This is a genomic window from Bradyrhizobium commune (genome assembly GCF_015624505.1).
In the GTDB taxonomy this organism is placed as follows: domain Bacteria; phylum Pseudomonadota; class Alphaproteobacteria; order Rhizobiales; family Xanthobacteraceae; genus Bradyrhizobium; species Bradyrhizobium commune.
Genome location: NZ_CP061379.1, coordinates 6,446,989 through 6,470,932 on the forward strand (window position 1 = coordinate 6,446,989; position 23,944 = coordinate 6,470,932).

General features: G+C 59.8%; 26 protein-coding genes and 1 pseudogene. 3 read left to right on the forward strand and 24 right to left on the reverse strand.

Translation table 11 applies throughout. From position 1 onward, the window contains the following. Positions 1-106 precede the first annotated feature (106 nt). Complete coding sequence (locus IC761_RS30200; RefSeq protein WP_195800298.1) at positions 107-1,330, forward strand: ABC transporter substrate-binding protein; 1,224 nt, start codon at positions 107-109, stop codon at positions 1,328-1,330. Positions 1,331-1,522: 192 nt separating this feature from the next. Next, positions 1,523-1,768: a pirin-like C-terminal cupin domain-containing protein gene (locus IC761_RS36010; RefSeq protein WP_246791369.1), complete on the forward strand. Its 246-nt coding sequence runs from the start codon at positions 1,523-1,525 to the stop codon at positions 1,766-1,768. Between the two features lie 140 nt (positions 1,769-1,908). Here IC761_RS36010 and IC761_RS36015 read toward each other — a convergent pair whose 3' ends face one another. The 16 genes from IC761_RS36015 to IC761_RS36020 form a co-directional block, all read right to left on the reverse strand. Next, positions 1,909-2,373 carry a hypothetical protein gene (locus IC761_RS36015; protein WP_246791370.1) on the reverse strand — a complete coding sequence of 155 codons (465 nt, stop codon included), beginning with the start codon at positions 2,371-2,373 and terminating at the stop codon, positions 1,909-1,911. 2 nt (positions 2,374-2,375) lie between these two features. Further along, positions 2,376-2,882 carry a DUF6644 family protein gene (locus IC761_RS30210; RefSeq protein WP_210338497.1) on the reverse strand — a complete coding sequence of 169 codons (507 nt, stop codon included), beginning with the start codon at positions 2,880-2,882 and terminating at the stop codon, positions 2,376-2,378. Further along, positions 2,879-3,379, reverse strand: coding sequence for a DUF6644 family protein (locus tag IC761_RS30215; protein ID WP_195800299.1), 501 nt, complete (start codon positions 3,377-3,379; stop codon positions 2,879-2,881). The genes IC761_RS30210 and IC761_RS30215 overlap by 4 nt, the downstream gene beginning before the upstream one ends. Before the next feature lie 9 nt (positions 3,380-3,388). After that, a complete protein-coding gene (locus IC761_RS30220) occupies positions 3,389-3,778 on the reverse strand; it encodes a DUF6152 family protein (RefSeq protein WP_195800300.1) in 390 nt (129 codons plus the stop codon). A 41-nt stretch (positions 3,779-3,819) separates the two neighbouring features. After that, positions 3,820-4,602: a hypothetical protein gene (locus IC761_RS30225; protein ID WP_195800301.1), complete on the reverse strand. Its 783-nt coding sequence runs from the start codon at positions 4,600-4,602 to the stop codon at positions 3,820-3,822. Positions 4,603-4,721: 119 nt separating this feature from the next. Continuing rightward, the gene (locus IC761_RS30230; protein WP_195800302.1) at positions 4,722-5,204 is read right to left on the reverse strand and encodes a MaoC family dehydratase; all 483 of its coding nucleotides are present in this window, start codon (positions 5,202-5,204) and stop codon (positions 4,722-4,724) included. Next, on the reverse strand, positions 5,201-6,361 hold the full coding sequence (locus IC761_RS30235; protein ID WP_210338563.1) for an acyl-CoA dehydrogenase family protein: 1,161 nt from the start codon (positions 6,359-6,361) through the stop codon (positions 5,201-5,203). The genes IC761_RS30230 and IC761_RS30235 overlap by 4 nt, the downstream gene beginning before the upstream one ends. Before the next feature lie 11 nt (positions 6,362-6,372). Beyond that, on the reverse strand, positions 6,373-6,867 hold the full coding sequence (locus tag IC761_RS30240; RefSeq protein ID WP_195800304.1) for a MaoC family dehydratase: 495 nt from the start codon (positions 6,865-6,867) through the stop codon (positions 6,373-6,375). 111 nt (positions 6,868-6,978) lie between these two features. Continuing rightward, positions 6,979-8,007 carry a D-2-hydroxyacid dehydrogenase family protein gene (locus tag IC761_RS30245; RefSeq protein ID WP_246791371.1) on the reverse strand — a complete coding sequence of 343 codons (1,029 nt, stop codon included), beginning with the start codon at positions 8,005-8,007 and terminating at the stop codon, positions 6,979-6,981. Beyond that, on the reverse strand, positions 8,004-9,299 hold the full coding sequence (locus IC761_RS30250) for an MFS transporter (RefSeq protein WP_210338498.1): 1,296 nt from the start codon (positions 9,297-9,299) through the stop codon (positions 8,004-8,006). The genes IC761_RS30245 and IC761_RS30250 overlap by 4 nt, the downstream gene beginning before the upstream one ends. A 1,333-nt stretch (positions 9,300-10,632) precedes the next feature. Further along, positions 10,633-11,985 (reverse strand): MmgE/PrpD family protein, encoded by a 1,353-nt coding sequence (locus tag IC761_RS30255; RefSeq protein ID WP_195800306.1) that lies wholly within the window; start codon positions 11,983-11,985, stop codon positions 10,633-10,635. 62 nt (positions 11,986-12,047) lie between these two features. Further along, positions 12,048-12,740 carry an alpha/beta hydrolase gene (locus IC761_RS30260; RefSeq protein ID WP_195800307.1) on the reverse strand — a complete coding sequence of 231 codons (693 nt, stop codon included), beginning with the start codon at positions 12,738-12,740 and terminating at the stop codon, positions 12,048-12,050. 98 nt (positions 12,741-12,838) lie between these two features. Next, positions 12,839-13,747, reverse strand: coding sequence for an HpcH/HpaI aldolase/citrate lyase family protein (locus IC761_RS30265; protein WP_195800308.1), 909 nt, complete (start codon positions 13,745-13,747; stop codon positions 12,839-12,841). After that, a complete protein-coding gene (locus IC761_RS30270) occupies positions 13,744-14,964 on the reverse strand; it encodes a CaiB/BaiF CoA transferase family protein (RefSeq protein ID WP_195800309.1) in 1,221 nt (406 codons plus the stop codon). Before IC761_RS30270 ends, IC761_RS30265 begins: the two co-directional genes overlap by 4 nt. Positions 14,965-15,058: 94 nt before the next feature. Then, the gene (locus IC761_RS30275; protein ID WP_195800310.1) at positions 15,059-15,223 is read right to left on the reverse strand and encodes a hotdog family protein; all 165 of its coding nucleotides are present in this window, start codon (positions 15,221-15,223) and stop codon (positions 15,059-15,061) included. After that, the gene (locus tag IC761_RS36020) at positions 15,220-15,558 is read right to left on the reverse strand and encodes a hypothetical protein (RefSeq protein WP_246791372.1); all 339 of its coding nucleotides are present in this window, start codon (positions 15,556-15,558) and stop codon (positions 15,220-15,222) included. Before IC761_RS36020 ends, IC761_RS30275 begins: the two co-directional genes overlap by 4 nt. A 159-nt stretch (positions 15,559-15,717) precedes the next feature. On the opposite strand from IC761_RS36020, the pseudogene IC761_RS30285 reads away from it, so the two are divergent. Then, positions 15,718-16,140: pseudogene (locus tag IC761_RS30285) on the forward strand (Lrp/AsnC family transcriptional regulator); the annotation flags it as partial. A gap of 103 nt (positions 16,141-16,243) precedes the next feature. Here the strand turns inward: IC761_RS30285 and IC761_RS30290 are convergent. The 8 genes from IC761_RS30290 to IC761_RS30325 all read right to left on the reverse strand — a co-directional run bounded on the left by IC761_RS30290 (position 16,244) and on the right by IC761_RS30325 (position 23,942). Further along, on the reverse strand, positions 16,244-17,479 hold the full coding sequence (locus IC761_RS30290; RefSeq protein WP_438265062.1) for an ABC transporter substrate-binding protein: 1,236 nt from the start codon (positions 17,477-17,479) through the stop codon (positions 16,244-16,246). A 931-nt stretch (positions 17,480-18,410) separates the two neighbouring features. Beyond that, positions 18,411-19,082 carry a 4-carboxy-4-hydroxy-2-oxoadipate aldolase/oxaloacetate decarboxylase gene (locus IC761_RS30295; RefSeq protein WP_195800312.1) on the reverse strand — a complete coding sequence of 224 codons (672 nt, stop codon included), beginning with the start codon at positions 19,080-19,082 and terminating at the stop codon, positions 18,411-18,413. A 118-nt stretch (positions 19,083-19,200) separates the two neighbouring features. Beyond that, positions 19,201-20,046 (reverse strand): ABC transporter substrate-binding protein, encoded by an 846-nt coding sequence (locus IC761_RS30300; RefSeq protein WP_195800313.1) that lies wholly within the window; start codon positions 20,044-20,046, stop codon positions 19,201-19,203. Positions 20,047-20,077: 31 nt separating this feature from the next. Further along, positions 20,078-20,815 carry an amino acid ABC transporter ATP-binding protein gene (locus tag IC761_RS30305; protein ID WP_195800314.1) on the reverse strand — a complete coding sequence of 246 codons (738 nt, stop codon included), beginning with the start codon at positions 20,813-20,815 and terminating at the stop codon, positions 20,078-20,080. Further along, positions 20,812-21,585, reverse strand: a complete 774-nt coding sequence (locus IC761_RS30310) for an amino acid ABC transporter permease (RefSeq protein WP_195800315.1) — start codon at positions 21,583-21,585, stop codon at positions 20,812-20,814. The genes IC761_RS30305 and IC761_RS30310 overlap by 4 nt, the downstream gene beginning before the upstream one ends. A gap of 3 nt (positions 21,586-21,588) precedes the next feature. Further along, positions 21,589-22,290 carry an amino acid ABC transporter permease gene (locus IC761_RS30315; RefSeq protein WP_195800316.1) on the reverse strand — a complete coding sequence of 234 codons (702 nt, stop codon included), beginning with the start codon at positions 22,288-22,290 and terminating at the stop codon, positions 21,589-21,591. A 9-nt stretch (positions 22,291-22,299) separates the two neighbouring features. Then, entirely contained in the window at positions 22,300-23,064 is a 765-nt protein-coding gene (locus tag IC761_RS30320) for an SDR family oxidoreductase (RefSeq protein ID WP_195800317.1), read from the reverse strand. Between the two features lie 107 nt (positions 23,065-23,171). After that, a complete protein-coding gene (locus IC761_RS30325) occupies positions 23,172-23,942 on the reverse strand; it encodes a LamB/YcsF family protein (RefSeq protein ID WP_195800318.1) in 771 nt (256 codons plus the stop codon). Positions 23,943-23,944 lie beyond the last annotated feature (2 nt).

Here is a 23,944-nt window from a genome sequence, read left to right on the forward strand (position 1 = left end):
ACAGTCACATTCAATACGGTCGCGATCTCGCTATGTCCGGCCGTCGACGTCAGCAGTTGGCTGAACAGGCCCAAAAGAAGTGAAATCCAAATCGGAGGAGAATGAAATGCTTTCTAGACAACTGATACCCGCAATGCTTTCGGTGGCTATCGCCACCTTTGCAGCGAGCGCGGCGCTCGCTCAGAAAAAATATGATGCTGGCGCTACAGATACTGAAATCAAAATTGGCAACTTGATGCCCTACAGTGGTCCAGCATCGTCCTACGGCGTGGTCGGGAAGGCCGAAGAAGCGTATTTCCGGATGACCAACGACCGCGGCGGTATCAACGGTCGCAAGATAAACTTCATATCCTACGACGACGCGTATTCACCGCCGAAGGCGGTCGAGCAGACTCGCAAGCTTGTTGAAGGCGACGAGGTGCTGCTCGTATTCAGTCCGGTCGGTACTCCATCGAATACGGCAATCCAGAAATATCTGAACGCCAAGAAGGTGCCGCAGCTCTTTGTCGCGAGCGGCTCCTCCAAATGGGATGATCCGAAGAACTTCCCGTGGACCATGGGGTTTCTATTGAATTATCAGACCGAGGCAGAAATCTATGCAAAATGGTTGATAAAGGAGAAGCCGGACGCGAAGATCGGAATTCTCTATCAGAACGACGACTTTGGAAAAGAGTATTTGAGGGGCGTTAAGGCCGGCTTGGGCGCCAAAGCTTCCAGCATCATTATGGAAGAGAGCTACGAGGTTTCTGAGCCATCGATCGATTCTCACATCATCAAGCTCAAGGCCGCCAGTCCCGACGTGCTGATGATCTTTGCGACCATCAAATTCGGTGCGCAAGCCATCAGAAAAGCCGCCGAACTCGGCTGGAACCCCCTGAAGATCATCAACAATGGAGCATCGTATGTCAGCAGCGTGATGAAGCCGGCTGGCTTCGAGAACGCGCAGGGCGCGCTATCTGCTGCCTTTGCCAAGGATATCTCGGACCCCCAATGGAAAGATGATCCCGGCATGAAGAGGTTGTCCGAGTTCCTTGACAAGTACATGCCGGGCGTCGACAGGACCGATGCCAACATCATATACGGCTACGGCGCGGCTCAGACACTCGTCAAGGTTCTGGAAATGTGTGGCGAAGATCTTACTCGCGCTAATGTCATGAAGCAGGCGGCGAGCCTGAAAGACGTCGCACCTGACACTCTGCTGCCTGGTGTAAAGATCAACACCAGCGCGACTTCCTATTCTGTGATCAGTCAGCTTCGTATGCAGCGATTCAAGGGCGATAGATGGGAGCTGTTTGGCGACCTCCTTGGTAAAGACACCCCTAGCGAATAGTGCGTTAAGGCGGTGATTTCCATAAGGCTCCTGCGGTTCTCCGCAGGGCTAACTTCTTCGGCTCGGAGCAAGCACGACTTCAGCCACTGTCCTGCCCCACTCTCGATCGTCGGAACAACTAGGGTCGCCGACGTCGAAAGCGTCGACGCTTGGCAGTGCGTAACGCGACATGCCGAGGCGGAACATAGCGAGGTGACGATCGGCCGTCGGTCGGCGCCTGGGGGCGATCTGATAGGTTTCGCCGACGACGGCGATGCGATCGCGGTCGAAGCGCCCTCTGACGCCACTCTCCTTTTCGGCCATGGCGATCCGATCCGCGAGCCTGTCGTGGCGCGTGGGCCGTTCGTTATGAACACCGAGGCGGAATCAATCAAGCCTATAGCGATTTCCGCGCAGGCTTGTTCGGAGAGCCGCTCGTCCATCGCCGAGATCGCTTGAATGATCGACCGGCGGAATTTCGGGAAACTCAAACGCCGCATCGAAAAGCGACAAAGAAGCGTGAAGCCGCCAAGCCATCCTCCCGCTCCAGGGACCCTCCAGGGGATGATAGCACCGAGTGGGCTTTACCAGTGCTGCAATCACTCCACCCCGTAATGGCGATGGCACGATGCGCAGACGCCGTCGAGGCGGTCGCTGACTTCAGTGACCGATTTCAGGTCATGGGCTTCCGCCGCCTGGTAGGCCTTGTCTGCGGCGGCGGCCAGTTTCTTCACATAGAGATTCCACTCCGCGTCCTGCGCCCGCCCGGGGATCATCAGCGCGTTGGTGGCTTCGGCCAGCGTCGCCGCGCCGCTGACGATGTCTTCCCAATCCTCGTCGGTCCTGGGCGATAGGTCGCGCTCACCTTTGGCGTCGATCACAGTGCCGTTGACGCTCCAGATCACCCGCGCGGCCGGCGTCAGCACATGCTCCATGAAGGTCTTCATGTCGACATGGGCTTGGAATGGCGTCGGCGAGGGGCTGTCGGACCGCGAGGGTGACGCGGAAAGGCCGGCGAAGGTGACTGTGGCGATCACGCTTACAGCAAATCGGGACCTGTTCATCGTCACAGCACCTGTATGGTGAAGCCGATCCAGCGTCCGCAGGCAACGACCGCGATCCAGAGCAGGATCGACAGCAGGCCTGCGATCCGCGCCGACATCGGCGGCCGCGCCTGCTTGTCCCATTGCGGCATGTCCTTGGCGCTGATGGCATGGAAGATGACCATGTTCAGCCACGCCGCGCAGATGAGCACCAGCTTGGCGAGAAAATAGCCGTTGCCGAGATATTTGGTCGCGTTGGAGATAAACAGGAGGAAGCCCGAGGTCGCCGCAATCGCGAACGCGCCCCACGTCACCGGCAGGATCGCGCTCGAAAGCCGGCTCACCGGCCGCCCGACCGAGGCGAAGCCGAGCAGCCGCAGATCGAGGGTCAGGATGGTGCCGACCACGAGGCAGATCGCGACCACATGCACCGACTCGACGGAGGGAAACAGCGTGTCGCTTTCGCGGATCGCCTCCGCGACGCCAGAGTCCTCGAAGAAGGCAACCAGATCGGAGAACTGCGACATCATCCAGCCTGCGTGTAAGCGATCCAGCGCCCGGCGAACAGAACGCCGCACCAGACGAGGACCGAGAGCGTGGCAAGCGCCTGCCCGGTCAGCCGCCGGCTGCGGTCCTCAAGGAAGCCCGGTGACCCCAGGGCCGTCCGCTGCAAGGTCGCTGTCAGCAGGATGGCAACCAGGAGCAGCGCCATCTTGAGATAAAAGGTGGTGTTGACCAGCGAGCGGCGCGGCTCGCCGATGATGAGCAGGCTGCCCGTGATCAGCAGCATGACGAGGACGGGCCAGATCGGCGGCAGGAAGCGCCGCATCACGTCGCGCAGCTGCTCGTCGCGCTCGAACAGGCGGAAGATCCGCAAATCCACCAGCACCGCGGAGGAGAACACGATCGCCACGCAGAGAATGTGGATGGTCTGAAGGGTCGGGATGATCCAGGTGACGGTCTGGATGGTGTGGCTGAGCGAGGTCGCCGCCAGCCACTTGGAAAGCCCGATCAGCAGCGCTTCCATCCCTCTAGCTCACTGCTCTTCCGGCTGCAGGCTGTAGGTCAGCTCCTTGCCGTCCGGCAGCGTCACCTTGCGCAGGAAGCCGCCCTGCCTGCCGTCGCGCAGCGGCAGATAATTGAACGTGGCGTGATCGCCTGGGCTCAGCGAGCGCTTGGTCCAGCCGGAGCGGGTGAGAACGCCGGGGCTCGACACCTCGAACACCCAGCTGCCGGCCTGCGGCCCTTCCTTGGCGTCGGTCTCTACCACGAAGGTGATGTGCGGGTTGGTCCAGTTGACCTGCCTGACGGTGCCTTGCACGGTCTGCGGATGGTCGCTGTCATAGGCAGCGTTCGAATGGTGCGCCACGGCCACGCCGGCCGAACCCAGCACAAGACACGCGGCAAGCAGAGTAGCGTTCGACATTGCGCTCATTCCCTTTTTCTCTGTCCTCTGACTTTGCCGGGCTATTTGGCGGTATGAACCGTCCCATACGCGCCTTGCGCGTTGGAGACGAAGATGTCGTTGCCGTGCTCGTCCTTGCCCGGCGTCAGATCTTCCTGCTCGCACTCGCCCTCGGTGACCTCGTAATGCCGGTTCGGGTAGCGGCGGAAAATCCGTGTCGTTTTCCAGGTCGCGGTGAGAACGTTCGGGGCGGTGATCTCGAGATCGTCGTGCATGACGTTCGGCTCGGTGAGATGGATGTGCTCGACGACATGCATATCGCCGTTGTTGGGGATGCCGACCGCCTCGCTGATCGCGATATAGGCCTGCGGCATGATCGCGACTGTGTCGGCCACCAGCGTGTCGTCCTCCCAATGGCCGATCGAATGGCCGTGCAGGGAAGGATCGGGATCCTCGGGATGCGGGCGGCCGTCCAGGTAGATGCGCCGCATCCGGTTGCCGTCGACCTCGCCCAGCATGGTGATGCGACCGGGCGTTGCAAGCAGCTCGAATGCGTTATGCGTCATCAGCATCCAGCTCGGCACGCCATGCGGCAGGCAATGGCTTAGGACGAGGAACGGCCGCCCAGCCTTCTCCTCGGCGATGAGATGCTGGACCTGCTTGAGAACTTCCGGTTTCCAAGGCGGCATGTTGGCCGTTTGCTGGCGCATCTGGTCATTGACGTCGGGCAGCCAGACGCCGCTGAGATCGGGTTCGGCGCGGGCGCCTGAGATCGTCGACGCCTGGAATAGGGCGGCAACACAAGCAACGAACGCGAATGTCTTCGTCAGCTTCCTGATAACCATACGACCTTGCGCCTTATTTCGCCGCATGATCCGCGAGCGTCGACGTGCAATACGGGCCCGCAGGCATTCGGGTGAGTTCGATCCTGGATGCCGGCCAGCACGGCCCTGCTCGGCCGCGCTCATGCCGGGCACCAGTGGCTTCGCCGCTTGACCAGCACCGTGCGCTCGGCCTCGCACACGATCTGGTCCGTGTCCGTGACCGCCCAATGGCGGAAGCGGACGACGCCGCCGTCCTCGCGATCGGGCGTGTCCTGTTTCTCCAGCACTTCCGAGTAGGCGTAGATATTCGTCCCGTGGTGCACGGGGGCCTTGAAAGCAATCTTCTCCACGGAGATCTCGGCGAGAGCGTTCTCCGAGGTATCTTGCGATGCAAGCCCCACCATGAGAGCGAAAGTCACGCCGCCGAACACCACCCGCCTGCCAAACGGCATCTGCGATGCGAGATGCTCGTTGAAGTGAGCGGAGGATGTGTTCATCACGAGGTTCGTGATCAGGACGTTCTCCAGCGGATCGAGAGTCTTTCCGCGGCCATGCTTGATCACCTCTCCGACGGTGAAGTCCTCGTAGTAGTTCGTATCGAGGGTGGTGCGGGACGCGCTCATGATTTTGCCTTCCCGAGCAGGTGATCCGAGATGATCCGTAGCTGGATCTCCGACGTTCCTTCGAAGATCTTCGTCAAGCGGGCGTCACGCCAGTAGCGTTCGGCGGCGAACAACGTCGTGTAGCCGCCGCCGCCGTGGATCTGGAGCCCCTCGCTGGCGACCTGCTCCGCCATCTCGGTCGCGAGATATTTGACCATCGCCGCTTCCTTGTCGCAGCGTCGACCACCGTCGATCTCGTCGCACACATGGTACATCAACTGCCGGCTTGCCTCTACCTCCGCGGCCATCTTTGCCAGCTTGAACCGGATCGCCTGGAAATCGCCGATGGGCCGACCGAATTGCTGACGTTCGCCCGCATATGCCGTCGCATCCTCGAGCGCGCCTCGCGCAAGCCCGATCGCGCGGGCCGCTGTCTGTGCACGTGCTTTCTCAAGGCCCTTGCTGACCATGTAGAAGGCCTTGCCTTCTTCGCCCATCACGTTCTCCGCGGGGACGCGCACGTTATCGAGCGCGAGCTCGAACGTCTTCCAGCCGAAGTACCCGATTTTCGGGATCGCTTGCCCGGACATGCCTTCCGGAAACTTTCCGCGCTCCTTCTCGACAAGGAATGCGGTGAGCCCGGCGAACCGCCGCTTGGGATCGATGTTCTGGTCCGAACGTGCGATGACGAGAATGCCGTCGGCAGCGTCGGCGAACGTGCACCAATACTTATTCCCGGTCAGGAGCCATGAATCGCCGTCGCGCACCGCCCGGCAGGAGATGTTCGATACGTCCGAGCCCGTCGAAGGCTCCGACATTGCGAAGGCGATCAGGTAGTCGCCAAGAGCCATTTTCCGCAGGTACTTCTCCCGCTGGTAGGGCGTCATCATGTCGACGGGCAGGAGACTGCCGGCGGTAGAGTGCCGGATAATGCTGCCGACGCTCATCCAGGCGCGCGCGAGTTCCTCTGTGACCAAGCAGTACTCGAACGCGCCGAGCCCGAGCCCGCCGTATTCTTCTGGGATCAGAATCCCGAAGAAGCCTAGCTCCGCCATCTTGTCGCGGAGAGCCATCGGAATTTCGCCGCGTTCTGGATCCAGGCGATTGGCGATGGGAAGAACTTCAGACATCGCGAAGTTGCGCGCGACCTCCTGGATCATCTTTCTTTGTTCGTTCATGTACGACACGGTCAGTTCCTCACGTTCATCATGTTGGTTCTGATATACTCGACGACGACATCGCCGCGCTGATTGAAACCCTGCGTGTGCCAGGTCACCAGCCCCATATCCGGCTTCGTCGCGGACACGCGTTTGTCCTGAACGGTGCTGACGGAGGTCACGGTGTCGCCGGAGTAACAGGAGCGAAGGAAGCGAAGTTTCTCGACGGCGACGAGCGCCCCGACCCGGCCGCCTTCGGTGAGATCCTCAACGCTGAGGCCGAATACAACGAGGTAGACGAAATACGGGTTGATCGGGATCTGGTCCTCGCCAAGCTTCTTTGCATATTCAAGATTGAAGTAAGTCGGATTGGCTGACAGAGTCAGCGTCGAGAACAGAACGCTTTCGCTCAGGTTGAGCGTGCGGCCCCAATGGTGCTCGATTCTTTTCCCGATCTCGAACTGGTCGTACGAGAAACCTTTGGGCCTCGTGACTGCCCGCCCGATGAAGTCCGGCCGCTCAGACATGTCGTCTCCTTAACTCGCCTGCAGATGTGCTGCTTGGTTTCGTCCACCCGATGCCTAGGAACGAGCGTGGACGCCGCAGGCGATTGCAACGTCCGTTCGGCCGTGTGGACGCTAGCTAATCAGTTCCGTCCTCCGCAGAGCTCGGGAGCCGAGTACATCCGGATTGAGCACCCGGATAGGACGAGCGGCGATGAAGGCTTCGACGTTCTCGGCGGTATCACCCCAGAAAATCTTGTAGATTTCCTCCGTCGAAAAACCGAGATGCGGCGTCACCACGACATTGTCCATCTTGCGCAATGGATGGTCCGGCGGAAGCGGCTCCACGTGGAATACGTCGAGACCCGCCCCTGCGATACGTTTCTCCTGAAGCGCGGCGATCAAGGCTTCTTCATCGACGAGCGGTCCCCGTGCCGTGTTGATCAGGTAAGCGCTCGGCTTCATCATCGCGATCTCGCGGGCACCAATCGTGTGACGGCTGCGGTCGCTCAGGACCAGATGCACGCTGACGATGTCGCTCTTCCGGAAGAGATCCTCCTTCGACACCAGGACGGTTCCAGCCTCGGCGGCTTTCTCTGCCGTCAGGTTCGAGCTCCAGGCATGGACCGTCATGTCGAAGGCCTTGGCAACCTGCACCATCTGGCGGCCCACTCGCCCCAGCCCGCAGAGACCCAATACCTTTCCGGTGAGCGACATGCCGACCGTGCTCTGCCAACCACCGGCGCGCATCCGCCTGTCTTCCAGGGCGACGTTCTTGGTGAGTGCGAGGAGATGCGCCCACGAGAGCTCGCACGTCACGGCGAGCGGGCCCCGCATCTCCGTGTAGGACACGACGATGCCAAGCTCCGTCGCCGCGGCGAGATCCAGTGTCCGATGGTAGGGACCGGTCACACAGATCAGCTTCAGGTTGGGCAAACCTTCGAGAAGTGCCCGCGGCAGGCTCATCCGCTCGCGAAGGCAGCAAATGACCTCGAACGGCTCCAGTTCCACCGCGGCCTCTTCCGGAACGGACAGGTTCCGGTCGAACACTTGGATCTGATACGTCTCCGCGACCTTCGACCAATCGACGAGCCGTGGCGAGATCCTGAGGACATCATCGAGAATGGCGAGGCGTCGCATCTCAGGGCCTTTCTTCGCTTTCATGCCTCAGGTAGGGAGGCGGGTCGGAGAACGGCGGTGCCAGGCGCATCGGCGTGAACAAGAACGTCGCCCGGTTCGGGTTGGTGCGGCCGAAGGAAGATCACACCGATCAGCGACAAGAGGCCGACGATCACCAAGTATGAGGCCGGGATCGTCTTGTTTCCCGTCCATTGGATCAAGGCTGTGATGATCATCTGAGAGAATCCGCCGATCAGGACGGTTGAAAGCGCGTACATCGTCGCGAAGCCGCTTGCCCGGACGCTCTTGGGGAAGCTCTCGGCCATGTGAGCATAATATCCGGAGATCATCGCCAGGAGGAAGCTCATCCCCGTGACCGTCGCGAGTAGGACGAGGGTGCTCGGCTTGGCGCTGATCAACATGAAGGCAGGATAGGCCAACACGATGATCAGGATACGCGCGATGATCTGGGGAGGCTTCCGCCCGAAGATGTCCGAAAGGTATCCGCCGAGCGGGGCGAGGACGGCGGTCGTGATCGCGGCGCACAGCCCCGCGCCGACCGACACGCTGACCGGCAATCCGAGCTCGTGGATGGCATAGGTCGGCATGTAAAGATTGAAGATCACGTAGGTGACGTTACCTCCAGCTGCCCCCAGCAGCGCCAGGATCGCGGTCTTCTTGTAGTTCGCGGCCATCACCGTGATCGGCGCGCGCTGCTTCGACTGGGCCGCGGTGACCTCGTCGAGGGTCTCCTCCAGCGTGCGGCGGAGATATCTGGCGATGGGGACAATCATGATGCCGAGAAAGAACGGAATTCGCCATCCCCAAGCGTTCAATTGCTCCGGTGTGAGGGATGCCGACGCGATCCAGGCGGCGCCCGAACCGAACATCGTCGCGATGCCCTGCGTCGCAAGCGCCCAGCTTGCGTAGAATCCACGCCGATTGCTCGGGGCCGATTCGACCAGCAAGGTCGTCAACGCCCCCGTCTCTCCGCCCGACGAGAAACCTTGGAGGAGCCGCCCCGCGAGGACGATGATCGGCGCCAAGAGGCCGACCTGTGCGTAGGTTGGCGCGATCCCGATCAGGCCGGTGCCGGTTGCCATTAGCAGCAGGGACAAGTTGACGGCTGCCTTGCGACCGCGGCTATCGGCGTAATTGCCGAAGAAGACCGCACCAATCGGACGCGCGCAATAACCAACGCCAAACACGCCGAGGGACAAGAGAATCTGCGCACCTGGATCCTGGGCCGGGAACATCACTTGACCGATCACGACGGCAAAGAATGTGTAGAGCGTCAGATCGAAATACTCGAAGGCGTTGCCGGCAGAGGCCGCCATGATGGTGCGGGCTTCCCACCACCACCGTGACTTTTCCCGATTGGTCATACTTGCTCCCCGTTCAAGCTCTATTCGTCTCACCCCTTGTCTCGAGGTGTTAATTGCACCCGGGTCACGCAACGATCGAACGGCGCACTCGCGCAGCGCCACCAACGCTGCCGCCGTTCTGAAGCGGGCGCTGTACCCGCTTCCCATCGGTCCCGGTCTCAAGCGATCCGAAGGACAAGTTGCGTTACGTGAGCCCAACCGGGCCCGCGCCTGCGACTGCAACCGTGTCCGCAACAGCCATGGTTATCCCTACTGTTCGTGCTCGTCGTTTGTCTGCCACCGGCAACGTCACGCCCCTGAATCACGAGGCGCGGCAGCGCGCTGCGAGTGGTCATTGAAAGGGTTAGTCAAAGCACGGCGCCGAAAAAATACCTTGAACGCAAATCATTCTTGTTTCGGTGGAAGCAATTACCGCAGCATCAAGCTGACGTCCCGCAGCGAAGACGGAAGACGATAGAGTCCGCACCATGACGAACGCTTTCCAGCGTACCCTGGCATCAAAACGGGAAGCAGCCCCCATCCCTTTGGGCCATGCTGCAAAGAACTTGAGGGCGAGCTGTTTGAATTTGGCGGTCCACCCGTTCGGGCCAGTGATGCGAACCCCTCGAACACGACGAGACGGGCTCTCTTCAAAGAGGTCAGCGCCTTTTCGGCCATGCTGGGACAGCTTAGATTTGTTGGAGCGACATTTCGCATGAAACAGTCTGCAGCGCTTCGCGCCCCTTATATACGATGACGGCTCAGCCATGGTCTGCATCATGCGATTCTGTCGAAGAGCTCTTTCGGGCGCCGTCCGGACCGCCTTGAACGGACTCCCTAGCCGTGGATGCACCTGCTCATTGCCTCACGCTTTCGCGGTTCCGCTTGGCATCTGGAGAATTTCGGCTCCAGTGTTGAGTATCACCGACCCGGGATTTTGTTCGCTTGCAAGCGCGCCCGCGCCCCCTGCAAAGACGGCTGTCCCGATCACCATCGCAACCATCGGAGCGACGTTTGGAGCAATGATCTCGATTCGATTTCTATGGCATCGCAAATGCCAGCACGGCTACGATGGGGGGGGTCGGCGGGCTCGATTCCAACGCTCAAATGATCGCATCGTATTGCCACTCGCCACGACAAGTTCGCGCCGAGCTTTCTCACTTCTCGTTCGCCAGCATCTCCTGGCTCACACCATTGCACCACGCGAACCAAATTAGCGCGTAGACATTGTGCTTCGGTTTTGCGCAAGGCCATATCGAAGGCGCCTCTATTTTGCGGCATAGCGCTTCAAAAGCTCGACGGCGCTCTAGCCCTGAGGACGCAACAGACTGAATAGCGTGCCGACGCTCGCCTTACGATCACATCTTAATACGGTGCGGCAAATTTCCGACGCCTGATCATCGCCGAGTATCGGCGACGCTAGTGTCATGAACTTGGATGCAAGCCGCTCCTCCTGCAGAGCGAGATTTGTCTCGGGCTTGTTGCTGTCGCAAGAGAACTCCTTGGCGGCACCATCGTTTAGGATCACCCGAACGAAACTGGCTGTCTCTCCAACTTTACCATCATACAGCAGTTCCACTTTTTGACGCCAGCTCTCGATATCGGGATCAGAAATATAGTCTTCGAAATTTGCAAGGTTGCCAGTGCTGATCCCTAACAGGGTCATCGCGACCGTATGGTGCAAACTGAATTTGGCTTGCAGAAAGGTCTTTGGATATCGAATCGCACAGATCCTTTCAGCATGTGGATGGATCCGAACCTCGATCTTGCTCACAGACTCAAACGGTATAGGCATAGTCTCCCTTGCTTTGCGTGCACATTCAATTGGCGCATGCGTAACAAAACAGGAAGCATCATACTTGAATACTGTATCCGGGATAAAATACCCGCGCTCGGCGGCATGTGGCTGTTCCGGTCCACCCTCGTGCGTCAGAGCGAATCCGTCGATCCCTGAAAAGACTGTCTCGGGCGCTGACAGGCCACTCATTGCAAGGGTCGCAGATAAGTGGCCATTGACGGATGCTCGACCTACCTGAATCGACTTCAAGGGCGTACCAAAGGCCGCGCGGAGGCCGGCCGCCTGGGTCGCGGCTATCGCGATAGCAGACAGAGTTTCAGTGCGCGAGGCAGACATAAAACTGCTCGCGGCGATGGCCGCCCCGAAGGTTCCCATCGTTGCCGTTGCATGGAAGCCCTTCCGGGGATGAGCAGGTCCCATGAGCCGTGATAGCGCACACATTCCCTCGTATCCGGCTACAAAGGCAGTAATCAAGTCATTCCATGTCCCCTTCCCGACCTCAGCGAGCGTTAGAACAACCGGTGCGATCGCAACCGTCACGTGGCCGGGAACCGCAGCATGTACATCATCGAAATCCAGGATGTGCCCGGCTGCTCCATTTATGAGCAACGCAGCATCCAGGCTGGTTCTTTCGCGAGTCCCGACGAGAGTAAAGCCATTTGAGGATGACGCCACTGCGCCTCGCAGCTTTTCGATCACGGGATCATTGGCAGCGGCTAGTGCAACCCCGATCCAGTCAAGTAAACAATGCCTGGCAAGTTGGACAACGTTCTCCGGCGCTGGTTTGCGGCGAAGTTCGACGATGCGATCGACTATCTCTCCGATGGAGCTTGTCGCGTTCGCTCCGTTGCTCGCGTCCATGTGCCTGCACTCCACACCAAAGTGACCATGGTTTCATGCTGCGCAACAGGGAGCGCGACATGTCATCCCAGAACGTCTTGCAATTGATTGAAAATCCAACCCCACACCGCGAGTGGCTGTTCGATATGAGAGTTGTGGTGGGCTCCAACGAAAATCGCCGCATCTGGCTGCAATTGACGTAGTTCGTGGGGCGAGATGAATGTATCCAGTTCGCCTGCAGCGAACGACACTCGAGAGTCCAACACACTTAGCAGGTTCGGTGGTTGGGCAGCTACGAAATGGGCCCGCGGATCGGCTGCCAATCTCCACTTCTCATGTTCTTTCACAACGCCTGCGCTCACCATCGGGCTTCTCGATCCCACAATGCCCTCTAAACCACTGACTTTGACATAGTGTTTTTTGGCGTCGATTTCATCGTCGAACCACCTGATCGGCCGCACCGCCCGGCGGGCGCTTCTTTCCAAATCTTCCCGTGACCATTCGAGTTTTATGCCTAATGCGAAGGCCCGTTTGACATCGACTCCGAACCAACCGCTTGCGAGCGCAACAGCCACGGCGGCCCCCATGGAATGACCGAGCACGTAAACGGGCTGTGCCTGGCAGAGAAGCTCTGCGACAGCGGCCGCGAAACGCCCTATGCCATAAGGCATCCCCCAGCACGACCTACCGTGTCCTGGAAGATCCGGAGCAAGCCAGCGTCCCGGCCATTCAGACTGCACATATTCAATCACCGGAAGCCATGCTTCCCCCGTCATGCCCATTCCATGAAGAAGAAGAAGAGTAGGCCCATTACGTCCACCCCGAAGAGTGCAACTGGCTTGGGTCATTTGCCTCGGCAGTCTTCCGGTGGAGATCAAAGGCCCATGCGCTGGGCATGTTCTACTAACAGTCGGTGGTTCCGCACCACCGCTGCGTCAAGCATCTGGCCCTCAAACAAAATGCTTCCGATCCCCTTCGCCTCCGCCTCCGCGTATGCGGACACCACTCTGCGCGCGAACTCGACCTTTTCTCGCGCTGGCGTAAACACCTCCATGGCTGGCGCGACCTGCAACGGATGGATCGCCCATTTTCCGGTGAATCCCATCGCGAGACCGCGACGCGCATCGGCAGTATAAGCATCGACATCGCGAACATCTAAGATTGGCGAGTCGATGGCATCTATTCCGACCGATCGCGCTGCCATGACCATCTGGTAACGGGCAAAATACCACAGTTCGTCCGCCTGCCCGGGCCGCTCGGCCGCCCTCATGTCGATACCCATGGACGCAGCAAAGTCACCCGCCCCAAAAATCAGGGCCTCCACGCGTTCGGAACTTCGAGCAATCTCGAATGCATTGTGAACCGCGTCGACATCTTCGATTATAACTTCGATTCCGATTTTGCGATTAAGTTGCGACTGCTTTTCCACCTGCTCCAAAAGCGTCACAACAAAATGGATGTCCGCCGCGACCTTCACTTTCGGAACCATGATCGTATCGAGGTTTGCGCCGGCGCGGCTAACAATCTCAACGATGTCCTGATAACAATTCGGATTGGATAGATCGTTGATCCGAACACACCTAACCTTATTGTCCCATTCAAGTTCGTTCAAAGCTCGGATGACTTGTTCACGCGCTTGTTTTTTGGCGGTTGGTGCAACAGCATCCTCCAGATCGAGAAAAACATGATCCGCGGGGTTCTGAGCGGCCTTCGCCAAAAGCTTGTCCGTGGTAGCCGGCACCGCCAGCTGAGCGCGGCGCGCTCGTTTCGTTCGGCTACTCATTTTGAGTTCTCCTTCACTGATAAGGTATCAAGCGACAGGCCTACTTCAGCGAGGATTGCAGCAGTATCCTCGCCCAAAAGAGGCGCGCGGCGCCGAATCGACCCGGGCGTGTCAAGAAAATGAACAGGAATGCCGGCGACATGTACCGGCGTCTGGGACCCGGGCTGCTCGACTGCAACGATCATTTTACGGATCTCGAAGTGCGGGTCTCGGACAATCTCGGCAGAACTGTACACCGGGCCAAACGGAAACACGCCGCCGAACAAGCGCATAAGTTCGGCCTTATCCCGCTGCCTCGTAAACGCGGAGATCGTTTCGTAAACCAGATCCTGATGCTTGATCCGTGCGTCTTGGGTCGACGTGCGGGGATCGACGATCAAATCAGGCCGCGAGATGATCTCGCAAAGTTGCTTCCACCAGGAGGCGGATTCGGCAATCCCAATCGCGATCCAGCCATCCCGTGCCGGCACCAAGCCGAAAGGAGACAAAATCGGGTGGCGGTTACCTTCCGGAACAGCCACGGTGCCCGCAAACGACCATTGATGGATGATCCGCTCGCAAATCGAGAGGACCCCATCGACCATCGCCACGTCCAAGAACTGGCCTTGTCCTGTTCGATTAGCATGGTGGAGCGCCGCGACAATTCCGAAAGCCATCATTACGCCAGGCACAAGATCTCCAATACCCGGACCGATCTTGGTCGGCACCTCTTTGTTGGGACCAGTGATGCTGATGATTCCGCCCATGGCTTGCGCCACGATGTCGTATGCAGGCCACTCATTGTACGGGCTGTCTCCCGTTCGGGAGTCCCCAAACCCGCGAATGGCCGCATAAACGAGCTTTGGATTCTCGTTGTGCAAAGTCTCGTAGGATAGTCCGAAGCGATCCATCACGCCCTGACGGAAATTCTCTACGACGACATCCGCCGTACGAACCAATGCGAGGAACGCTTCGCGATGGCTCACCTGCTTGAGGTCCAGAACTATACTTCGCTTGTTGCGATTGACGCTGGCAAAATAGCCGCCAAACGCACGCAAGCTGTCGTCTGGCCGAAAGGGACCGACAGACCTAGTCCGATCGCCAGCAGGCGGTTCGACCTTGATAACATCCGCCCCGTGGTCCGCCAGCGTCTGCGTGCAGTATGGGCCAGCGAGCATCTGCGTTAGGTCGATGACTCGTATACCCTCGAGCGCACCGCCTTTGTCGCTACCGCTCATAATTGTCTCCAATGACTCCGGCGCATCAGCAAAACGGCGCGCTCGGCCCCGCACACGACTTGTTCCGTATCCGTCACGGCCCAGTTTCGAAACCTCACGATCCCGCCGTCCTCGCGTTGCGGCGCGTCAGACTTCTCAAGTATTCTGAAAACGCGTAGATGAGCATTCCGTGAAAAGCGGGAGCCTTGAACGCAATCTTCTCGACGCTGATTTCGGTGATCGCATTTTCCGATGTATCTTCAGAAGCAACAATCATCATGGAACCGGGTCCGGCACTTGTGCTTCAGGAGACGACGCGTTCGGCCCATCTGTAGGCGAAACTGCCTGTCCGACAAATGCCACCGGCGCAAGAGACTCTTTCAAATGCCGGAATAATCGGCAGACGTCGTCATCGATCGCACCGCGAGCGTTGACGGCCAGATTGAGGGTCGCTGCCTCGAGCTCGTTGGGATCGGCTTTGACCCGCCAAAAGCCAGCGCCAAGCACGGTCTCGACCGCGATCGTCTCGCCGAGCGTACGGTGGACCATCTCGGAAAGACCGTTGACGAGGGCGGTCGCACTTATCGCGATTTCAATGGGCTTATCCGAGCGCACTTAATCACACCAAGCCCAACGGCCCTTTCACTTGGATAGCTGCTTGCAAAAGAGACGTATGCCGCTCGAAGACTGCCAGACATCGGTAGAAGACGGTACATGGCAATGCAACTTGCTCGGTGCGAATCAGCAATCGCGGGATGTAAGGAGAGCGTTTACGCCTCGCTCTCAGTGGCCGAGATCGGCGACCGGGTCGGCCTGTCATCCACGCCCTGCTGGAAGCGCATTCAGCGGCTGGAGGCTGCCGGCGTAATCCTGAAGCGCGTCGCGCTGGTCGACCAGAACAAGATCGGCCTCGGCCTTTCGGTGTTCGTCTCCGTGGAAAGCGCCGATCATTCGGATGCCTGGCTGAAGCGCTTTGCCGCGGCGGTCAGCGCCATGCCCGAGGTGATGGAATTCTACCGGATGGCCGGCGACGTCGACTACATGCTGCGCGTGGTCATTCCCGACATGCAGAGCTACGACGTGTTCTACAAGAAGCTGATCCACGCCGTCCCGCTCAAGAATGTCACCTCGCATTTCGCGATGGAGAAGATCAAGTCGATCACGGCTCTGCCGATGCCGCCTGTTACGGTTGACTAAGACGCTACCTTCTCGCGGAAAGACCGGTAACCACAATACGAAAATGGCGGCAGCTTCAGATTAGCCAGCGATGGCGAACGGCGGCCGCCAACAGCCGCATGGATCAATCGTTGACCATCGGCCCGAACGCCTCCCATCGTTTGCCTGTGAAACGCATCATCCGGAACTCCTTGACCACACGATAGTCGGTCGGGCTGGTGTTGACGGAGAGCCCCGGGAGCAGCAGATCGAGTTTCACGTTTTTCAGGCTCGTCGCTTGCGCCATGACATTCTCGCGCGAGAGATTGTCGCCGCATTGCTTCAAGACCTGCACCAGCAGCTCGGCGGCGCTATAGCCATAGACCGTGAAGATGCTCTTCCGGTCGCCTCCCGGATAATAGCCATCCATGAAGGCGCTCCATCGCTTCATGCCTTCGTCATCACGCCAGGTCGGGTCAGCGGCCTCCTTGAACGAGCTCGCCGAGATGATGCCCTTTGCGTTCTCAATGCCCGCCGGGCTCAGGACCGCGTCGATCGAGGACGAGCCTACGCCAAGGAGGTGAACGGGTTTCCAATCGAGCTCTGCCATCTTTCTGATGACTTGGGCGGCGAATTTCGAGGCAGCCATGTTGATGAGGACGTCGACACCGGCCGCCTTGAGACGCACGACCTGCGAGTCGACGGTCGGGTCCGACACATCGTATGAAGCGTCACTGACGATGAGTTCGCCTGCCCTTGCGCCGAGCGCGTCCTTCACCCCGGTCAGATAATCCCTGCCGGTCTCATCGTTCTGATAGAGCAGACCGATTCTGGCATTCGGATAGTTGTCCAGGATGAACCGCGCGTAGACGCGAATCTCCGTGCGCAGATTGGGAGCAAATCCCATCGTCCAGGGGAACTTGATCGGATCCTCGAAACGCGTCGACCGCCCGGCCACGAAGAGCTGAGGGATCTTGCGGTCATTGAGATATTTCTGAATCGCGATGTTCGAGGCATTGCCGAGCGTCTCGAATGTGAACAAGACCTCGTCGCTCTCTATGAGCTTGCGGACCTGCTCCACGGTCTTGGACGGCGTCGCCGCATCGTCGTAGGAAATCAACGTGATCTTGCGGCCATTGACGCCGCCATGATCATTGATCATGCGGAAATAGGCTGCCTGTACCTTGCCGATCGCGGAGGATGCCGACAGCGGACCGCTATAGGGCATCGTCTGGCCGATCTTGATCTCGGTATCACTTGCGCCTGGCCCATATTGACGATCACCTGCGAGCAAAGGGGTCGTGACGAAAAATCCGGCCACAAGGATTGCCGCTCTGGCCGCATTCGTGCGCAAGCTCTTACCCATCGCTGCAACCCTCATCGCTGGAGCGGAGCTCGTGGATTCGGGCGCCGTTCACGAGATGCATGCTCCTTCGCGAACTGAGGAGCGAACTCATCACGCAGCCCGCGAGAAAGCTGTTCGACCGGATTGGATCAGAGCGGACAAGCGCAGTCCAAAGAGCCCTGCCCGCGGTGCGTTGGGAAATCTTCCCGATGTTCGGCAAGCCTATAATCGACAACAAACAACAGCGTTGTGACAGTTTGGCGTTGGCCTTCGGACCAGCGATTGCGAATCCATTCGATGCATTGCGAAGCCCGCAATCGTGGAAACTTGGCGACCCCTGGGGAGAGACATCCGCGAGCGCCCTTAACGCCGATCGTCAAGCGAACAGCAGTCCTGCCCCACCGGCGAAACGAAGACAGGTCCGTTCGCCAAGTGAAGGACGAGATCAGCTTCTCGGTCGCAGGTGCTGTGCTGCTCTTGTTAGTTCGATCAAGTCCAGCCCGACTCCACATCATCTCTCGGACCGACTGCCCAGATTTGCCGTCGATAGAGTTTTCTTGATCTCCCAGGGCACACGTCGTGCACACGACGCCATCTAAGCGATTGAAAACCTTAAACTCTTGCTCCAATCCATCATGGCAAGTTTGAACTAACTACGGCCAAAAAGAACGGGGTCAATCAAGGGTGGTCCGCTTTGCGCCAAGAGCCGCCATCCCCCAAAGTTGCTTGTTGGCCCACCGTGGACGGTCTGCGGTGTTCGTACTTGATTTAGGCCGCTCGTGGTGCGTTGCGTCATCACGGCATCTACCGCGATGACGGCTCCTGGGCTTTGTCGCTGACGGCAGACGGCCTGCGCGATGGGAGGCATTCACTTCGATCTTGGTTGCCCGGGGAGCTCGGATATCCGGCAACGCTAAAAGTCGAACCACCAGAGAAGCAGCGGCCCTTTGGATGTTTACTCTTCAAATCAGCCGTAGGTGCAATTCTTCAGAGCAAGGACTTTGTCCATTCCCGAGAGTTCTAGGATGCTCCCCTTCGCTTCCAGCGCGGCCATCATCCGCGCTTCCTTGGTCTCGCGCTCTGCCGAAGCTTTGACAACCGCTGCAACATTGCTTTTCGGAACCACGACCACACCGTCATCATCTGCGCTAATGATGTCGCCGGGGTTGACGGCAACACCGCCGATCACAATCGGCCGATTGATAGTGCCGAGCGTCTCCTTGACCGTGCCTTTCATGGACAAGCCATAGCAGAAGACGTTGAATCCGCGTTTGCGGATCGCCAAGCCGTCGCGGACGCCGGCGTCCGTGACCAGGCCGACGATGCCCTTCGCCATGCAGGCCGTCGTCAACACCTCGCCAAATCCCCCCTGCTCCGGATGATCGCCGGCGCTGACGATCAAGACGTCGCCGGGCTGGGCGAGGCTGATCGCCGTAATGAGCATCAGGTTGTCGCTCGGATGACAGCTTGCCGTCAACGCCGGCCCGCAGGCGCGCATGCCCGAATAGATCGGCTTGATCCGAGATGTCAGCGCGCCCGTACGGCCCTGCGCCTCGTGCAAGGTCGAGGGCGCATATTGCGAGATTTCCTTGACGAGAGCCGCGTCGGGCCGTTCGAATGATCTGATGACGTGAACCATTGCTTGATATCCCTTGTTGATCGTTTAAGGCGCGCTCGGTCCGGGTGGCGGAGAACGCCACCCGCGCTGCGCAAGATGAACTCACCGTGGCCCGCAGCGCGCCGCTGCGGTCCGCGCATCACGGAATCGGCGTGAACTGCAATTGGCTGAGCGGGACGACCTTTTCCGTCCGCGTCAGGCGATATTCAGTCTCCGGACCGAGCCACTTGTTCCAGAGCTGATTGATCTCGCCGGCGCCGTCCATCGCGACAAGCGTCTCATTGATCTTGGCGAGCAGCGCGGGCTCATCCTTCTTCATTCCGACACCGATCGGTTCGAGTAGCATCGGGTCTTCGATCATCTTGAGCTCGACGCCGCCCTTCTTCGATTCGGCGACCAGCTTCACGATGGTCATCGTGTTGGCGACCATCCCAGCCGCCTTGTTCTGCTGGACCGCCATGAAGACGGATCCGGTGTCCTGAAACACGAGGGGATCGGAGCCGTTGAGCTTGATCGACAATTCCGACGTGGAACCCTTGGTTGAGGCCAGCCGCTTGCCCTTGAAATCGTCCTTGGTTTTGCCGGGATCGGTCGCCCTCACCGCCAGCATCTCCTTGGCGATATAGTAGGGATCACTGAACTGGATTTGCTCGGCCCGGCTTAGCGTATAGGCGAGGTTGGCGACCGCAATGTCGATGTGCCCAAGCTTGACCTCGGGAACCCGCGCCTCGACCGACAGTGGCGTGATCTTGGCGGTCACGCCGAGCCGCTTGGCGATGGCGCCGCACAGATCGACGTCAAACCCGACCATCTCGCGCGTCTTGGGATCCGGCGCCGCAAACGGCGGCACATCGGCAAACGTCCCGCAACGCAACTCCTTGCGCTGCATGATATCCTGGAATTGATCAGCTCGCGCCCCCGCGCTAGCCCCTGCGAGGCTCGCGGCAACGAGAGCGGCTGTCAATAATGGGGCGGTCGAATGCATGTGGGCCTCCTCCAACAAATCGACGATGAAACTACTGGCGCGTGCGCAAGTCCGACAGGAAGCGTTTGGCGCGGGGATGCTCCGGATTGCCAAAGAACTTGTCCGGCGACGCAATCTCGACGATGCGACCGGCATCCATGAACCAGACGCGGTCGGCCACTTCGCGCGCGAAACCCATCTCGTGGGTCACGCACATCATGGTCATTCCTTCGTTCGCGAGGCTGCGCATGACCGCGAGAACCTCGCCGACCATTTCCGGATCGAGCGCACTGGTCGGCTCGTCGAACAGCATCGCCGGGGGCTCCATCGCCAGCGCGCGTGCGATCGCGACGCGCTGCTGCTGACCGCCGGACAGTTGCGCCGGATGCGCTGACGCCTTCGATGCAAGCCCGACGCGATCCAGCAGCAACATCGCCTTGTCGTGGGCCGTGCTGCGATCGACACCTTTGATCCTCATCGGCGACAGCATGATATTGTCGAGCACAGACAAATGGGGAAAAAGGTTGAAGCTCTGGAACACGAAGCCGATGTGACTACGCAAGCGGTTGAGCTGCGTCCCGCTCATCCGGGCGTGGACGTTCTGATCGTCGAACATGAGCTCACCGGACTGAATTTCCTCGAGCCGATTGACGGTTCGGATCAGGGTCGACTTGCCCGAGCCGGACGGACCGCACACGACCACGACCTCGCCGCGCTTCACCTCGGCGTTGATGTCGGCAAGCGCCTGGTAGCTTCCGTACCACTTGTTGACGTTGCAGAATTTGATCATTGAATGATCTCCTGAACGCTCTCGGGCCCAATCGCTGCAGTGCCAACGGCGGTTGCCTGATCAGCGACTCCGTGTCCCGCACGCTTTGCGGCGATGCGGCGCTCCAGCCAGTTCGCGAGCTGCGTCAGCGTCCAACAGACCGCGAAATAGATGACGGCAAGAACGAAGAAGACCTCGAACGGCTTGGTCAGAAGCTGGTTGTTGATCTGGCTGGCCGCGAATGTCAGCTCGGGAACGTTTATGACGTAGGCCAGCGTCGTTTCCTTGATGGTGGCCACGAACTGGCTGAGAATGCTCGGGATCATGTTGTAGAGCGCCTGGGGCAGAATGACGTAGCGCATTGCCGAAATGTGACTATGGCCAAGCGCGCGCGCCGCATCCGTCTGTCCCCTGGGGAGAGCCTGAATGCCGGCACGAACGATCTCGCTCAGAAATGCCGCCTCGTAGACGACCAGTGTGCAGACCATCGCCACAAAGCCGGGCACGATACGTCCGATCAGCAGCGGCAGCAGAAAGTAGACCCAGAAGATAATCATCAAGAGCGGCACGCCGCGCATGACATAGACGAGCGCCGTGGCAGGCCAGTTCAAGACAGGCCAGGGAGAAATCCGGGCGAGCGCCACTAGAATGCTCAGCGGAAAGGCCAGACCGATGCCGAGAATGGACAGTATCAGCGTCGCAGCAATGCCACCGAGAGGACCATTCGGAAACTGTCCGATCAGCAAGAGCAGCCAGTTGTCCGTGACGATCTGGTAGATATTGATCAGCATGGGTCAGGTGGCTCCCACCCGAAGCGACCGGCGGCTCAGCCAGGCGCCAGCCGCCATCAGCAGCAGCGAACACGCGAGATAGACGATCGTCGCGATCAGATAGGTTTCGAACGTGCGGAAACTCTGGTTTTCGACCTCCTTCACCGCATGCATTAGTTCGGTGACGCCGATCGCGACTGCAAGGCTGCTGTTCTTGAACAGCGAAACCGTATGGTTGATGAGCGGGGGCAGCGCGTTGCGCACCGCTTGCGGCATCATCACATAGCGCATCGCGCTGATATAGCCGTGCCCGAGCGCCTTTGCCGCCTCCATCTGTCCGGCTGCAACCGACCGCAGGCCGGAGCGAAAATCCTCGCTGAAATAGGCCGCCTGGCACAGGCCAAGCCCGATCACGGCGAAGATCGCTTCACCGTTGTGAACGCTGATCCAGTCCTGAAGCGCAAGCGGAAGTAGGCTCGACATACCGAAGTACCACAGCATCAACTGCACAAGAGTGGGCACGTTCTGGTGATAGGAGATGTAGACGGCCACCGCGCGGTCTGCGATGCGGCTCGGCGCCAGTCGAATGATGAGCAGCAGGAGGCCGAGGCTCATCGCGAGCAGCCAGGAGCCGATCGCCACCACAAGCGTCATCTCGAAGCCGTCGAGCAGCATCCGGCTGTATTCGGGCTTGAGCAGGATCGCCGAGAGGTCGAGGCTGCTCATCGCGCGGACTCAGCGGCTCGGCTCGGCGGCGGATGCGGCGCCCTTCGCGGTCGACAATCCGCCGGGGACCTGGAGCGTCGGGGTGATCTCCATGTATCCGACGTTGACCGCAATGGGTGCGGCAATCGCAAACGCGATAGCGTCTGCGATGTCCTTGGCTTCGGGCAGCTCGTAGCCTTCGATGAAGCGCTCGTAGGTTTCCTTCGAGGCGCCGTGGACATGGGCAAAGATGTCGGTGGCGACGCGGCCGGGGCAGATCTCGGTGACGCGAACGCGGCGGCCGAACACGTCGATGCGGAGCTGGCTCGACAGCATGCTGATGCCGGCCTTGGTCGCGTGGTAGGAGGAGTTCCCCCCAAAATTGTAGGCGCCGGCGATCGAGCTGATGTTGACGATGTGGCCGCGGTCGCGCGCGGCCATGCCGGGCACGATCAGGCGGCAGAGATGCAAGGCCGCGCGCAGATTCACGTCGACGATGAGATCGATGTCCTCGGCGTCGGCCTTGAGAAACGACTTCGGCCGATCGACGCCGGCATTGTTGACGAGAATGTCGAACTCGACCTCTTTGGCAAGCTGCGTTACACCTGCGAGATCGGTCACATCGAGCGCGTGTGCGATGCAGCCGGTCCGTCGCGCCAGCTCCTCGAGGGCGTTGGCGCTGCGCGCCAGCGCGTGCACTTCCAGGCCCTCGCGGCACAATCGTTCGACGACAGCGGCGCCGATACCGGAAGAGGCGCCAGTGACGAGTGCCTTTCGATAGTCGGAAAACGGCATGGGCTGTCCTTGAGCTCGATGGTTTACGTTATCTCCTCGCCGCCACCCCGGCTAAGACGGAATAACTGTGGCGCGATAAGGCTGCCTTATGTCCGGGCATGCCCATCTCAGCGGCATCCTTGTCGCGAAATGGGCACAATGCAGGCACCGCTGGCCACGACTTCCTCGCGGATGGCTCTCGCCAGGTCGACGGCGCCGTCGGTATCGCCGTGCAACAGAATGCTGGCGGGACGCATTGCCAGCGTGTTGCCGCTGTGGGTCACAACGTTGCCCTGGCGCAGGATGCGCTTGACCCGCTCAAGCACGTGGGCGCGGTCGTGGATCACCGATCCGGCAAGCTTGCGCGAGACCAAGAGGCCGTCGTCGTCATAGGCGCGATCCGCCAGGAAGGTTGTCGCGGCCCGCAAGCCGCAATCGTGGGCGGCCGCTTCCATGGCGCGGCTTGCCGAGGTGAGCAGGATCAGTTTCGGATCGAAGGTTGCAACCGCGCGCACCAGGGCGGCCGCCAGGGCATGATCTGCCGCAACCATGTTGCCGAGCGCACCGTGAAAGCTCATATGGGTCATGCGCGCGCCGCGCGCGCGGCAGATGCCGTCGAGCGCTCCAAGCTGGTAGGTCACGATCGCGGCGAGCTCGGTGATATCGATCTGCATGACGCGGCGGCCAAAGCCCTGGCGATCGGGGAAGCCGACATGGGCGCCGATGTCGACGCCGCGCGCCATGGCGAGCTCCACTGTGCGCTGCATGATCAGCGGATCGCCCGCATGAAATCCACAAGCCAAGTTGGCCGACGACAGCACGTCCAAGAGCGCGGTGTCGTCGCCCATGCGCCAGGGCCCATAGCCCTCGGCAAGATCGGCATTGAGGTCGATGTTCATGG